Genomic DNA, 13,447 nt, shown 5'->3' with positions numbered 1-13,447 from the left:
GGGAACACACATGACCGAGATCCTGCCCAGCTACGTGCAGGACGCGTGGTGGAGGCCCGACGCCGATGCCGACGTGACCGAGGTGCGCGACGCGTCGACCGGCGAGGTGGTCGCACGCGTGTCGACCGAGGGCATCGACCTCGGCGCGGTTCTCGCCCACGCGCGGCAGGCCGGACAGGCCTCGCTCGGCGAGCTCACCTTCCATCAGCGCGCCGTGCGGTTGAAGCAGCTTGCTCTGGCCCTCACGGAGCGCAAGGCGGAGCTCTACGACATGTCGAGCCGCACGGGCGCCACGACGCAGGACTCCTGGGTCGACATCGACGGCGGCACCGGCGTCCTGTTCGCATACTCGAGCAAGGGTCGACGCGAGCTGCCGAACGCGAAGGTGTACGTCGACGGCGCCGTCGAGAACCTCTCCAGGGACGGGTCGTTCCTCGGCCGCCACATCTACACGCGCCTGCCCGGTGCCGCGGTGCAGATCAACGCCTTCAACTTCCCCGTGTGGGGCTCGCTGGAGAAGTTCGCCCCCGCGTTCCTCGCCGGCGTGCCCACCGTCGTGAAGCCCGCGACCCCGACCGGGTACCTCGCCGAGGCGATGGTGCGCATCATGGTCGAGTCAGGACTGCTGCCCGACGGCTCGCTGCAGCTCGTGTCCGGCAGCGTCCCCGGGCTCTTCGAGGAACTGCAGCTGGGCGACCTGGTGGCTTTCACGGGCTCGGCGTCGACGGCGGAGCGCCTGCGGTCGCATGACGCCGTGCAGACCGGCGGCGTGCGCTTCACGAGCGAGACCGACTCCATCAACGCGTCGATCCTGGGAACCGACGCGATCGCCGGCACACCGGAGTTCGACGCCTATGTGAAGCAGCTCGTCGCCGAGATGACATCCAAGGCCGGGCAGAAGTGCACGGCGATCCGACGCGCGATCGTGCCGACTTCCGTGGTCGACGACGTGATCGCCGCGGTACAGGCACGCCTCTCGGAGCGTGTCGTGCTCGGCGACCCGAGGGCGGAGGGCGTGACCATGGGACCGCTGGCCTCGACCGCGCAGCGCGACGAGGTGCTGCGCCAGGTCGCGCGACTGCAGGACGGCGGCGGCGAACTCGTGATCGGGTCGACCGAGGCGCCCGAAGTGCGCCACCGTGACGGCGGCGAAGGTCCCGCACCCGACGGCGCGTTCCTCTCACCGATGCTGCTGCGCTTCGCCGACCCCGAGAGCCCGGCCGTCAACGAGATCGAGGCGTTCGGTCCGGTCTCGAGCATCGTCGGCTATCGCACGCTCGATGAGGCGAGCGCCCTGGTGGCTCGCGGCGGTGGATCGCTGGTCACGAGCGTGGCGACGCACGACCCCGAGGTCGCCGTCGCGCTCACCACCGGGATGGCTGCGTACAACGGGCGTGTGCTCTTCCTCGACCGCGACGACGCGCGAAGCTCGACGGGCCACGGCTCTCCCCTCCCGAACCTCGTGCACGGGGGCCGGGTCGCGCGGGTGGAGGCGAGGAGCTCGGAGGGATCCGTGCGGTGCTGCACCACATGCAGCGCACCGCCGTCCAGGGCTCTCCCGCGATGATGACGGCTCTGACCGGCGTGTGGCATCAGGGCGCAGAGGCGCGTCCGTTCGCGGAGACCGACGGCGTGCATCCGTTCCGCAAGTCGCTGGCCGAGCTGCACATCGGCGATCAGGTCGCGAGCGGTTCGCGCACGGTCGCGCTCGAAGACATCGAGACGTTCGCGGCGTTCACGGGCGATACCTTCTACGCCCACATGGACGAGGCCTCGGCGGCCGCCAACCCGTTCTTCCCCGGCCGTGTCGCGCACGGATACCTGCTCGTGTCGTGGGCGGCCGGCCTCTTCGTCGACCCGGCGCCCGGCCCCGTGCTCGCGAACTCCGGCCTGGAGAACCTGCGATTCGTGACGCCCGTGTCCCCGGAGACGAGATCCGCGTCGAGCTCACCGCGAAGCAGATCACCCCGCGCGAGACCGACGAGTACGGCGAGGTGCGCTGGGACGCGGTGCTGAAGAACCAGAGGGATGAGATCGTGGCCACCTACGACGTGCTGACGCTGGTCGCGAAGGAGCAGTCGGCGGCATAGACGCGTCGACGAGGGCGTCGGTCAGTCCGTCGAGGCGTCCTCGCGACGACGCAGGCCGTCCAGCGCGATCGCGACGACGTCGTCTGCGAGACGATCGGCACCCTCGCGACCGCCGGGGCGATACCACTCGACGATCGAGTTGATCATGCCGAAAGACAGACGTGCGACGACGCTGGCATCGATGTCGGCGCGCAGCGAGCCCTCGGCCTGGGCCTCGGTCACCAGCGCGGTGATCCTGCGGTCGAACGCGCGGCGTCGGGTGAGCGCGCGGCGCTCCACATCGGTGTTGCCGCGAACGCGCAGGAGCAGGGTCACCGCCGGGAGCTGGTCGACCAGCACGTGGACCGCACCACGCAGCACGTGCTCCAGGCGCATCACGGCGTCGGTCCCCGGCGCGGAGTCCGCGTCCGGAAGCGGATCCTCCACCACGGCCTCGAGTCCGCTCAGTGCGGCATCGAGGGCGAGGTCGAGCATCTCGTCCTTCGAGCCGAAGTGATGATAGATGGCCGATTTGGAGAGCCCGAGCCGCTCGGCCAGCATCCCGATCGACGTGGCGTCGTACCCGTGCTCGTTGAACGCGGCGACGGCGACGGCGAGGATGCCCTGCTGGTCATACCCCGGGCGGCCTCGTCGCGTCGTCTGCGTCATCACCACCCAGTCTCGCACGCGATCATGCCGGCCCAGGGAACCACGGCCGTGAGACCTCCGGGGTCTCCGCCCGCGATCACCGCAGATCGTAGACGCGCTGGTACTTCCCCTCGCTGCGCGGGAGTGCGCCGGGTTCTTCCAGACGGACGGCGACCGTGGTCCCGATGAACACCTTGATCCGCTGCGCCAGCACCTCGGCGGCACTCGCACAGGTCTCGACCGACAGGTCGGGATGACGCTCGATGCGCACGGTCATCGCGTCCATCCGCCCGTCCTTGGACAGTTCGAGGACGAAGTGCGGGGTCAGCTGCTCGATGCCGAGGACGAGCTCTTCGATCTGGGTCGGGAAGAGATTCACGCCACGCAGGATGATCATGTCGTCGTTGCGGCCGGTGATCTTCTCCATGCGCCGCATCCCCGGCCGCGCGGTGCCGGGCAGAAGGCGGGTGAGGTCGCGGGTGCGGTAGCGGATGACGGGGAACGCCTCTTTGGTGAGCGACGTGAACACGAGCTCCCCGAGTTCGCCGTCCGGCAGCGCCGCTCGGGTCTCCGAGTCGATGACCTCCGGGAGGAAGTGGTCTTCCCACAGATGCGGACCGTCCTTGGTCTCGAGGCATTCGTTGCCCACTCCGGGTCCCATCACCTCGCTGAGGCCGTAGATGTCGAGAGCATCGATGCCGAGGCGCTTCTCGAGCTCGTACCGCATCTCGTTCGACCAGGGCTCGGCGCCGAGCACGGCCACCTTCAGCGAGGTGGAGCGCGGATCGATCCCCTGTGCGGCCATCGCATCCGCGATCGTGAGCAGATAGCTCGGGGTGCACAGGATCGCCTCCGGCGCGAAGTCGCGGATGAGCTGCACCTGCCTCGCGGTCTGCCCGCCCGACATGGGGATCACGGTGGCGCCGAGGGCTTCGATCCCCGCATGGGCTCCGAGCCCGCCGGTGAACAGTCCGTAGCCGTAGGCGTTGTGCACCTTCATCCCACGTCGGATGCCGCTGGCTCGCAGCGAACGCGCGACGAGCGAGCCCCACCGGTCGAGGTCGCCCTTGGTGTATCCGACGACGGTCGGACGCCCGGTGGTTCCGCTCGACGCATGGATGCGCGCGACCTCGTCCATCGGCACCGCGAACATGCCGAACGGATATGTCGACCGCAGATCCTCCTTGGTCGTGAACGGGAGCCGCCGTACGTCCTCGAGGCTGCGGATGTCTTCGGGGTGCACGCCGGCCTCGTCGAACTTCGCGGTGTACAGCGGCACGTCCGCATACGCGTGGCGCACCGTCCACTGGAGTCGTTCGAGCTGGAGCGCGGCGATCTCCTCGCGGCTCATGCGTTCCTCGGGGTCCAGGTCGTCCGGGGAGGGCGGGCGGATGGCGGAAGAGGATGCGGTCGTCGTCGACACGTGATGCTCCGTCAGATCGGTGGGCGGTCAGAGGACACGACTGGTGGTGCGCGAGCGTCCACGGAACTCGGCGACGGGATCGCCGAGTTCGTCGACCACCGTGACGTCGTAGATACCGGAGCGACCGGTGCGCGAACGGCGGATCGCCGTGGCCGTCAGCGTCTGGCCGGCGACGGTCGACTTCAGGAACGAGATGTCGGCTCCCGCCGCCACCGTGACGCGATCGTCTTCGTTGCAGGCGATCGCGAAGGCTGTGTCTGCGAGCGCGAACACGAGGCCGCCGTGGGTGATGTGGAAGCCGTTGGTCATGTCTTCCCTGACCCGCATCGACACCACCGCGTGCCCGGGCTCATCACGCTCGACGACGAGACCCAGCATCGCCGCTGCACGATCGCGCTCCATCATGGATCGGCTCCCCCGACCGTTTCCCGATGCTTCGCTCGTGATGTCCGTCATCGCCGACCTCCTCGTGGCGCTCCGCTACGAGACGCCGACGTCCCGCCCGGCCATACTAACCGACCGATCGGTCAGGAATACAGCAGCGCGGCGGTCGGCTCAGCGCCGCGTTGCTCACCCCACGCCGAGCGGCGGTGCGAACGTCGCATCCTCGGCCGTCACTCCCGTGATGACAGCCGATGCGTCCGCGTAGTCCCGGTCGGCACGGAATCGGATCACTCCGCCGTCCCGCGACGCCCACTGGTAGAAGTACTCGCCGGACGAGACGACGCGGATGAACGTGCCCCGGGGAAGGCCGCGGCAGCGTCGGAGAGAGACGCGCCGATGCGCACGGCGCCCGCAGCGGGGAGTGCCGCACCATCCGGCTCGACATCGCCCTCCATGTTCGCGATACCGGCAGTCACCCCGATCAGCGTCGCCCCGTCGTCCGTGAAGTGCAGCACGAGCGATTCGTCGCCGTCGCCGCTCCAGAGCCGCGCGAAGGAGTCGGTCCACTCGACCTCCTCCACGGTCGCACCGGGAACGGCCGCGAGCGCCGACTCCCGGTCGGCGCCGAAGATGAGCGGCCCCACGCCGGCGCCCGACAGCTGCCACTCGCTCCATGGCGCGGCGGGATCGGTCGGCGTCGGCGTCTCCGTCGCCGGCGGGTTGTCGGTCAGGTCGGTGATCAGCGCCGCCTTCGCCTCGACCGCGCGGTCGCGCAGCAGCAGAGCGGCGCGCTCCGCATCGAACTCCGAGCCGTCGAGCGCGGGCTGCCACAGCTCCACGAGCACGTTGCCGACGGACGCGAACCCGTGGTGCACGCGCCACCGGCTCCCGGAGCTGTCGAGCGTGAGGGTGCCGGCGAAGGCGCGCACGCCCTCGAGTTCCGGTGCCACCGCGGTCTCGAACGTGCCGGGACCCTGGGCGTCGAACTGTGCGCAGTGGTCGATCGTCGACGTGAGCTGATCCATCCGCGTCGACGCCTGCTCCTCCGAGGCGAACTGAAGGATCTGCTGTCGCCCGCTGTTGCTCGAATCCTCCGGATCCTTCCACGGCACGGTGCGCGCTGCGACGCTGCGCATCGACATCTCGCTGAGGAGCAGCACGCAGACGGACGGGTCGAAGTCCGGTCCACCGCCGTCCGAGTACTGCAGCAGCTCATCGGTCACCGCGCCCGCCGGAGCGGCACCGGGAAGCAGGCCGGCGACTTCGTCCGGGCTCAGCGCGAACGCGACGAGGTCGTCACCCGCGAACGTCAACGGGCCTGTGTAGGGATCCGGCGTCGGCGAGGTCGTGGTGGTGGGGGTCGCGCTCGGCTTCGCCTCCGCCTTCGGTTCCGCGGCGCACGCGGGGAGCGCCATCAACACGACCACCATCACCGCGGCCGCAACCCCCGAACCGCGTGTGTTCTCGCGCGATCGCCTGCTGGATGCCATGACCCCTCCGTTGGTGTTCGCACCCCTGTGCGGGGTCCCCTGCGCACACCGTATCGAGGGAGACGGCTGCGGGAACAGAGGGCGATATATTCTGGTATCAGACCGAGATGATCTTCATGCCGTACCCGGAATACACGATCAGCGCGACGCGGCACCTGTCCCGTCGCCCTGCACTGCGGCTCGGGCCGCAGCGGCTGTCGGAGCGCCGAGCGCCGCCTTCGCCGCGCGGCGGCACTCCTCCTCGGTCACGGCGTCCAATGCCGCCGCCACGCGGCCCAGCGATCGCGACGTCATCGACAGCGACGTGACCCCGAGACCGACGAGCACCGGGGCGAGCGCGGGGTCGCCCCCGGCCTCCCCACACCCCGACGGGCTTCCCCGCGGCCCGCCCTGCCTCTCCGACGGCCCCGATCAGACGGAGGACCGCCGGCTGCCACGGATCGTTGAGATCGGCGAGATCGGCGAGCTGACGATCGGCCGCGAGGGTGTACTGCGCCAGGTCGTTGGTACCGAGGCTCACGAAGTCGACCACCTGGAACAGCTCGGCGGCGAGCAGCGCCGCGGCCGGAGTCTCGATCATGATGCCGACGCGCTCCAGCCCCGCGGCACGACACCGCTCGGCGAACGCGGCGGCCTCGTCCACCGTGGCGACCATCGGGGCCATGACCTCGATCTCGGCGGACTCGGCATCGGCCGCCGCGGCGAGCGCGTGCAGCTGATCGTCCAGCAGTGCGGGATTCCGACGGGCGATGCGCAGGCCCCGCACTCCCAGAGCCGGATTCTCTTCCTGCTCCGCGTTCGCGAAGGGCAACGGCTTGTCGCTCCCCGCGTCGAGAGTGCGCACGACCACCCGACGCCCGGGGAACGCCGCCAGCACGCCCCGGTATGCCGCGGTCTGCTCCGCGACAGACGGCGCATCCGTCCGGTCGAGGAAGCAGAACTCGGTGCGGAAGAGACCGACCCCCTCGGCGTGCGCTGCGGCGGCGTTCTCGGCGTCGACGGCTCCGCCGACGTTCGCGAGGAGCGGGATGCGGTGTCCGTCGGCGAGACGCCCGATACCCCGAACTCCACGACCGAGGCCACGGCCGCCGCCTCGGCGACACGCGCGGGCGGGGGTCGATCTCGACCGACCCACGTCCGCCGTCCACCAGAACCGTGGCGCCGACGGGGATGCCGACGGCGCCGGGCACACCGACGACGGCGGGAAGCCCCAACGACCGGGCGATGATCGCGGTGTGCGAGGTCGGGCCGCCCTGCTCCGTGACCAGCGCGACGCAGCGGCCGCCCGCGAGGGAGGCCGTGTCGGCCGGGGCGAGGTCGGTCGCGACGAGCACGAACGGCTCCTCCCGCTCCGGCACACCCGGCATGTCGACCTGGAGGATCTCGGCGATGATCCGGTCGCGCACATCGCGGATGTCGGCGACGCGCTCCGCCATCCGACCGCCCAACGCGGCGAGGCCCCTCTCGTGTTCGACGGCCGTCTCCCACACCGCCCTGGCCGCGCTGCGCCCCTGTGCCCTGACGAGCGCCGTCGCCTCGGACACCAGCTCAGGATCCGACGCCAGCAGCCGCGAGGCATCGAGGATCGCCCTGGTCTCGCCTGTGGCCTGCGCGGTGCGGGTCCGCAGCTGATCGGCGACGGCGACGGCAGCCCACTCGATCGCCGACACCTCAGCATCGCGCTCAGCCGGGGGATGACCACCTCGGCGTCGGGCTTGGTGACCGCGGGCGCGAGGTGCACGACGGGGGCGGCGACCCTGCCGGGACTCACGCCGCGTCCGTGCAGCACCGATCCGGAGACGACCTCGACGGGCGGTTCCGGGGACACGGCCGGCGCGGCGGCGGGAGCATCCGTGTCGGCTGTCGGCGCCGCCGCATCCGTCCCCTCGCCGAAGCCGTCGTCGAACAGCGCCGAGAGTCGGTCGAGCACGGAGGCGGCGTCGGCCCCGCGCGCACGGAGCTCGAGCTCGTCACCCTGCCTGGCCCCGAGGACCAGGAGGCGCGAGAGACTGGCGGCCGACGCATCCGGCCCGTCGGGAAGGCGCCGCAGACGCACATCCGCTCCGGCCGACGCCTCGGCGATCAGGGCAGCAGGGCGCGCGTGGAGCCCCTGAGGGTTGCGCACCCGTACGCGCCGCACGAGCACCTCGCCGTCTTCCGCTCCGTTCCCCGGCACCGCAGCCCCCGACGCCGTGTCGGATGCGACCGCCGTCTCGGATGCGATCGCGTCGCCGTGCTGGTCACTGAGCTGCCCCGTCTTCGCCCCCAGTGCCGCAGACGCCTCCGCGGCGACGGCGTCGAGCCCTCCCCCGCAGCGGCGGCCACGACGGCCGCGAGCAGTCCCTCGACGAACGGGGCTGGTGCGAGTCGCACGGGAACGGCACTCGCGCGCAGTTCGAGTGCGAGTTCCGCGCTCAGGACGGCCGAGCCGAGGTCCATCAGGACCAGGACGCCGTCGCAGTCGGCCGCGAGGTCGTCGATCGCCGCCGCCACGGCGACGGCATCGGTACCGAGGATCGGCGTGCCGTCGCCGTCGACCCCGGCGCCGGCCGCCACCTGCACGCGCACTCCCCGCCCGGCACCATCTGCAGGGCAAGCTCCAGCGCCGCCTCCCCGAGCCGCGCGCTGTGGGAGACGGCGACGATGCCGATCATCCGGCGCTGCCAGCGACGGCCGCGGCGAGCGTGTCGAACAGGATCGCCGTGGAGGCGGCTCCCGGGTCGAGGTGCCCGGCGCTGCGCTCGCCGAGATAGCTCGCTCGTCCCTTGCGGGCGACGAGGGGCGCCGTCGCGTCGCGGCCGACCTCGGCGGCCTCCGCGGCAGGCCTGACGGCGTCGGCGACGGACGAGCCGCCCGCGAGCGCGGCGTCCAACGCATCGACGGCGGGCGCCATCGCGTCGAACATCGTCTTGTCCCCCGCCTCCGCCTTCCCCCGCGCGACGATGCCGTCGAGTCCCGCTCGCAGCGCGGCAGCGAGAGCGGGACCGTCGAGTTCCCGCACCGCCCCCGCGGTCATCCCCATCCGCAGGAAGAAGGTGCCGTAGAGCGGGCCGCTCGCTCCGCCCACCGAGCTCACGAGGGTCATGCCGACCGTCTTCAGCAGCTCATCGACCGTGGCAGGCGTCCCCGCGCCCAGCTTCTCCGCGACGGCACTCATGCCCCTGGCCATGTTGGCTCCGTGATCCGCGTCGCCGATCGCCGAGTCGAGTTCGGTGAGCCAGTCGCGCTTGTCGGTGACGGCGGTCCCGAAGCGCGTCACCCAGTCGGCGAGGACGGCGGTGTCGACGGCCGCCATCACGCGCCCCACCGCAGGCCGGGGGTGTTCACCGGAGCATCCCACAGCCGCAGCAGCTCGTCGTCGGCCTTGAGCACCGTGACCGAGCAGCCGGCCATGTCGAGGGAGGTGATGTAGTTGCCGACGAGGTTCCTGGCGATCTGCACGCCGGACTTCTCGAGGATCGCCGCGACCTCGCCGTACATGAGGTACAGCTCGATGAGCGGTGTCGCGCCCATGCCGTTCAGCATCACGATCGCGGGTCCGGCAGCGTCGAGGTCGGAGAGGATCGGCTCGACCAGCTGACGGGCGATGTCGGATGCCGGGGCGAGCGGCTCGCGGTGACGGCCCGGTTCTCCGTGGATGCCGATGCCGATCTCCATCTGGTCGTCCGGCAGGTCGAAGGTCGGCTTGCCCGCGGCGGGCACGGTGCAGCTCGTGAGCGCCATCCCCATGGACCGGCCCTGTCCGTTGACCCTCTTCGCCAGCTCGACGACGGCGGCGAGGTCGCGCCCCTCCTCGGCGGCGGCGCCGACGATCTTCTCCAGCAGGACGGTCAGCCCCACCCCGCGGCGCCCTGCGGTGTACAGCGAGTCCTGCACGGCGACGTCGTCATCGACCGTGATGCTGCCCACCTCGATGCCTTCCATGGAGGCGAGCTCGGCGGCCATCTCGAAGTTCAGGACGTCTCCGGTGTAGTTCTTGACGATGTGCAGCACGCCGGCCCCCCGGTCGACGGCCTTGGTCGCGACCTGCACCCGGTCGGGAGTGGGAGACGTGAAGACCTCGCCGGCGACCGCCGCGTCGAGCATGCCGGTGCCGACGAAGCCGCCGTGCAGCGGTTCGTGCCCCGATCCGCCGCCGGAGACGATCGCGACCTTCCCCTGCTCCTTCGGGGTCGCCCGCGTGATGACGTGGTTCTCGAGGTCCACGGAGAGCTCCGGATGAGCGAGCGCGACACCCTTCAGAGACTCGACGAGGACGTCCTCGGGGGCGTTGATGAGCTTCTTCATCGTTCGATCTCCTTTGATCCATCGTGATTTTCGCAAAAATCGGAAAGCAATTCGTTAATGTCGAATATGCTCGGGGCCTGCCGGGTTGTCAAGATCGATCCTGAAGCCCGGCTCGATCTGCACCGGCTCGACGACGCACCGGAAGGAGGGCTCCCGTGATCCAGGCGATCGACCGCGCGGCGAAGATCCTCGAACTGCTCCAGGGAGCACGCCATCTCGGCATCACCGACCTCGCGGCCGCCCTGAGCCTGCCGCCGTCGACCGTGCACGGAATCGTGAAGTCGCTGCGTTCGCACGGACTCGTCGCGAAGGAGCGCGGCGGCCAGCGCTACATGCTCGGACCCACGCTGCTGCGCCTGAGCAACGTGTACCTCGACACCCTCGACGTGCGCGCCAGGGCGATGCGCTGGACGCAGGAGCTCGCCCGCCGCACGAACCTCTCGGTGCGCCTCGGCGCCCCGCACTTCACCGACGTCCTCGTCATCCACCACAACCTGCGCCCCGACGACAGCCAGCAGATGCTGGAGACCGGCGTCGCGATCCCCGCGCACGCCTCGGCGATGGGCAAGGTGCTGCTCGCATACGACCTCGGCTTCCAGCAGAACGTGTTCGCCCAGCCGCTGCGCAGCCTCACCGGTGACACCATCACCGACATCGCCCGCGTGACGCTGGAGCTGCCCGCGATCGCCGAGCGCGGTACGGCGGGCGAGTTCGACGAAGCGGTGCTGGGCGAATCGTCTCTGGCCGCACCCGTCGCCGACGCCTCCAACGACATCGTCGCCGCGGTCGCCGTGGTGCTGCCGACCTCGCAGACGCCCGCCTCCGATGCGATCCTCAACGCTCTCCGCGAGACCGCCAGGAACATCTCGCGCGAACTCGGCGCGACCACCTGGCCGCCCCGCGTCGCCCCGGCCGACGAATGAGACCGCCGCTGCGCCCTCCGCTCAGCCGCGCACCGCGAGAGCGAAGGGCAGCACCGCCGTGGCCCCGGCCTGCCGGAGCACGCGCGCTGCCACCGTCATCGTCCACCTGCTGTCGACCAGATCGTCCACGAGCAGCACGGGGCCGGCCGGAACGTCGAGGTGCGCGGCGCTGAACCGATCCCAGAGCCCGGCGAGACGGAACACGCTGTTGCCACCCGGCTGACCCGTCGGGCCACCCCCGACGGGAGCGAGCGCTCCGAGGTACGGCAGTCGTCCGATCTCGGCGAGACCTCGTGCCAGGGAGTCGACCAGCAGCGGATGCGACCGCGAAGGCATCGCGACGACCGCGACCGGACGCTCCGCCCACTCCCATCCCGCGAGCACCCGGATGCACCCCTGCAGCACAGACGGCGTCACGGGAGCATCGACGGCGCCCGCCGCGAACATCTCACGGAGCGTCCCACCCCAGCCCAGGTCGGTGAGCCGCGCCAGCGCCCTCCCCTCGACCGCCTGTTCCTCCGCGGGGATGCGCCCCTTCACGGGCACGTCGAGTCGCTCGGCTCCCGTGGGCCAGGCGCGGCGGGGCTCGATCGGCACCCGACCCGGTCGAGAGACTCGGCGGCCTGTGTGCTCGCCGCCTCCCCGATCTCACGGGGGAACCACGCGCCGGCGCAGTTGTCGCACCTCCCGCACGGGGCAGCCGTGTCGTCGTCGAGCGCACGCTGCAGGAACTCCATGCGGCAGGCGTCCGTCTGCTCGTACTCGATCATGTGCTGCTGCTCGGCGACCCGCTCGGCGGCGATGCGCTCGTAGCGGTCCGCATCGTACGTCCACGGCTCTCCCGTCGCGACCCACCCGCCCTGCACGCGTCGCACGGCCCCGTCGACGTCGAGCACCTTGAGCAGCAGCTCCAGCGGCGTGCGGCGGATGTCGACCATCGCCTCGAGGGCGGGGGTGGAGGTCGGAGCCTCTCCGAGTGCCGCGATCACCCGTTCCGCACGCTCCCGATCCGGCATCGACGCCGTCGCGAAGTAGTGCCAGATGTCGCGATCCTCGACGCCCGGCAGCAGCAGCACGTCGGCGCTCTCGCTGGCACGACCGGCGCGTCCGACCTGCTGGTAGTACGCGACGGGCGACGAGGGGGCGCCGAGGTGCAGGACGAATCCGAGATCCGGCTTGTCGAACCCCATGCCGAGCGCACTCGTCGCGACCAGCGCCTTGACCTCGTTGCGCTTGAGCATCCCCTCCGACTCGGCGCGCTCGTCGGTGTCGGTCTGCCCCGTGTACGCGCGGACATCGTGGCCGTGGTCGCGCAGCAGTCGGGCGGTGTCGACGGCCGCCGCCACGGTGAGGGTGTAGATGATGCCGGAACCCGGGAGGTCGTCGAGGTGACTCAGCAGCCATGCCAGACGACTCGCCGAATCGCGCAACCGCAGCACGCCCAGCCGGAGCGACGTCCGGGCGAGCGGCCCGCGGATCGTGAGCACCGGTTCGGCCTCCTCCCCGCCTCCCTTATGGAGGGCGCCCAGTTGCTCGGCGACGTCGGCGACCACGCGGCTGTTCGCGGTCGCCGTGGTCGCGAGCACCGGCACGTCGGCGGGCATCTGCGCGATCAGGTCTCGCAGGCGTCGGTAGTCGGGACGGAAGTCGTGCCCCCAGTCGCTGATGCAGTGCGCCTCGTCGACCACGAGCATGCCGATGCGGCGGACGAGAGCCGGCAGCTGCTGCTCCCGGAAGGCGGGATTGTTGAGGCGCTCGGGCGACACCAGCAGCACATCGACCTCGTCGCGGTCGAGTCGCGCGAGAACGTCGGTCCACTCGTGCGCATTGGTGGAGTTGATCGCGACCGCGCGCACGCCGGCTCGTTCGGCCGCAGCGATCTGGTCGCGCATGAGGGCGAGCAGCGGCGAGACCAGCACGGTCGGGCCCGCGCCCTCGCGCCGCAGCAGCAGCGTCGCCACGAAGTACACGGCCGACTTGCCCCACCCCGTCCGCTGCACGACGAGAGCGCGGCGACGCCCTTCGACCAGCGCCTCGATCGCCTCGTACTGCCCGTCGTGGAAGTCGGCGTCCGCGCGGCCGACGAGTTCGCGCGCAGCGCCGCCCGTGCGGCGTCGCGGGTGGCGGAGGGAGCGGCGGAGGTCATCCCTCCACTCTGCCCCACCCCGCCGACACGTGGTCCGGGCTCGCACAGGGAGCGGGGAACGGCGGGCACGTCCTCGT

At 71.0% G+C, this 13,447-nt stretch carries 8 protein-coding genes and 5 pseudogenes; 2 read left to right on the top strand and 11 right to left on the bottom strand.

The window, feature by feature from the left end; translation table 11 throughout:
• Window positions 1-10: 10 nt before the first annotated feature.
• Window positions 11-2,090: pseudogene (paaZ, locus tag K1X59_RS06250) on the top strand (phenylacetic acid degradation bifunctional protein PaaZ).
• 21 nt (window positions 2,091-2,111) lie between these two features.
• Here paaZ and K1X59_RS06245 read toward each other — a convergent pair.
• From K1X59_RS06245 to dhaK, 10 genes and pseudogenes are all read right to left on the bottom strand, one after another.
• Window positions 2,112-2,738: a TetR/AcrR family transcriptional regulator gene (locus K1X59_RS06245; RefSeq protein ID WP_220174045.1), complete on the bottom strand. Its 627-nt coding sequence runs from the start codon at window positions 2,736-2,738 to the stop codon at window positions 2,112-2,114.
• 76 nt (window positions 2,739-2,814) lie between these two features.
• A complete protein-coding gene (gene paaK / locus K1X59_RS06240) occupies window positions 2,815-4,140 on the bottom strand; it encodes a phenylacetate--CoA ligase PaaK (protein ID WP_396652574.1) in 1,326 nt (441 codons plus the stop codon).
• A gap of 27 nt (window positions 4,141-4,167) precedes the next feature.
• On the bottom strand, window positions 4,168-4,596 hold the full coding sequence (gene paaI, locus K1X59_RS06235) for a hydroxyphenylacetyl-CoA thioesterase PaaI (RefSeq protein WP_183152191.1): 429 nt from the start codon (window positions 4,594-4,596) through the stop codon (window positions 4,168-4,170).
• A 215-nt stretch (window positions 4,597-4,811) separates the two neighbouring features.
• Window positions 4,812-6,014 (bottom strand): sensor domain-containing protein, encoded by a 1,203-nt coding sequence (locus tag K1X59_RS06230; RefSeq protein WP_220174044.1) that lies wholly within the window; start codon window positions 6,012-6,014, stop codon window positions 4,812-4,814.
• 138 nt (window positions 6,015-6,152) lie between these two features.
• Window positions 6,153-7,002: pseudogene (locus K1X59_RS21000) on the bottom strand (putative PEP-binding protein); the annotation flags it as partial.
• Window positions 7,003-7,204: 202 nt separating this feature from the next.
• Window positions 7,205-7,684, bottom strand: a pseudogene (locus K1X59_RS20995) (PEP-utilizing enzyme); the annotation flags it as partial.
• A gap of 290 nt (window positions 7,685-7,974) precedes the next feature.
• Window positions 7,975-8,139, bottom strand: a pseudogene (locus K1X59_RS20990) (HPr family phosphocarrier protein); the annotation flags it as partial.
• Window positions 8,097-8,576, bottom strand: a complete 480-nt coding sequence (locus K1X59_RS20985; RefSeq protein ID WP_258567119.1) for a hypothetical protein — start codon at window positions 8,574-8,576, stop codon at window positions 8,097-8,099. The gene K1X59_RS20985 and the pseudogene K1X59_RS20990, both read right to left, overlap by 43 nt.
• An 88-nt stretch (window positions 8,577-8,664) precedes the next feature.
• Window positions 8,665-9,309, bottom strand: a complete 645-nt coding sequence (gene dhaL / locus K1X59_RS06215) for a dihydroxyacetone kinase subunit DhaL (protein ID WP_183152189.1) — start codon at window positions 9,307-9,309, stop codon at window positions 8,665-8,667.
• The gene (dhaK, locus tag K1X59_RS06210) at window positions 9,309-10,301 is read right to left on the bottom strand and encodes a dihydroxyacetone kinase subunit DhaK (RefSeq protein WP_220174043.1); all 993 of its coding nucleotides are present in this window, start codon (window positions 10,299-10,301) and stop codon (window positions 9,309-9,311) included. The genes dhaL and dhaK overlap by 1 nt, the downstream gene beginning before the upstream one ends.
• 155 nt (window positions 10,302-10,456) lie before the next feature.
• Between dhaK and K1X59_RS06205 the strand changes: the two genes are divergently transcribed.
• Window positions 10,457-11,224: an IclR family transcriptional regulator gene (locus K1X59_RS06205; RefSeq protein ID WP_183152188.1), complete on the top strand. Its 768-nt coding sequence runs from the start codon at window positions 10,457-10,459 to the stop codon at window positions 11,222-11,224.
• 21 nt (window positions 11,225-11,245) lie between these two features.
• Here the strand turns inward: K1X59_RS06205 and K1X59_RS06200 are convergent.
• Window positions 11,246-13,370 (bottom strand): annotated as a pseudogene (locus K1X59_RS06200) (DEAD/DEAH box helicase).
• Window positions 13,371-13,447: the final 77 nt, after the last annotated feature.

The sequence above is a fragment of the Microbacterium sp. Se5.02b genome (assembly GCF_019464375.1).
Taxonomy (GTDB): Bacteria; Actinomycetota; Actinomycetes; order Actinomycetales; family Microbacteriaceae; genus Microbacterium.
This window is presented reverse-complemented; position numbering and strand designations above follow the sequence as displayed.

Bases quoted from the DNA above. Each gene is read 5' to 3' on its own strand.
- dhaK (WP_220174043.1), bottom strand. From the start codon at position 10,301: ATGAAGAAGCTCATCAACGCCCCCGAGGACGTCCTCGTCGAGTCTCTG.
- K1X59_RS06230 (WP_220174044.1), bottom strand. From the start codon at position 6,014: ATGGCATCCAGCAGGCGATCGCGCGAGAACACACGCGGTTCGGGGGTT.
- K1X59_RS06245 (WP_220174045.1), bottom strand. From the start codon at position 2,738: ATGACGCAGACGACGCGACGAGGCCGCCCGGGGTATGACCAGCAGGGC.
- dhaL (WP_183152189.1), bottom strand. From the start codon at position 9,309: ATGGCGGCCGTCGACACCGCCGTCCTCGCCGACTGGGTGACGCGCTTC.
- paaI (WP_183152191.1), bottom strand. From the start codon at position 4,596: ATGACGGACATCACGAGCGAAGCATCGGGAAACGGTCGGGGGAGCCGA.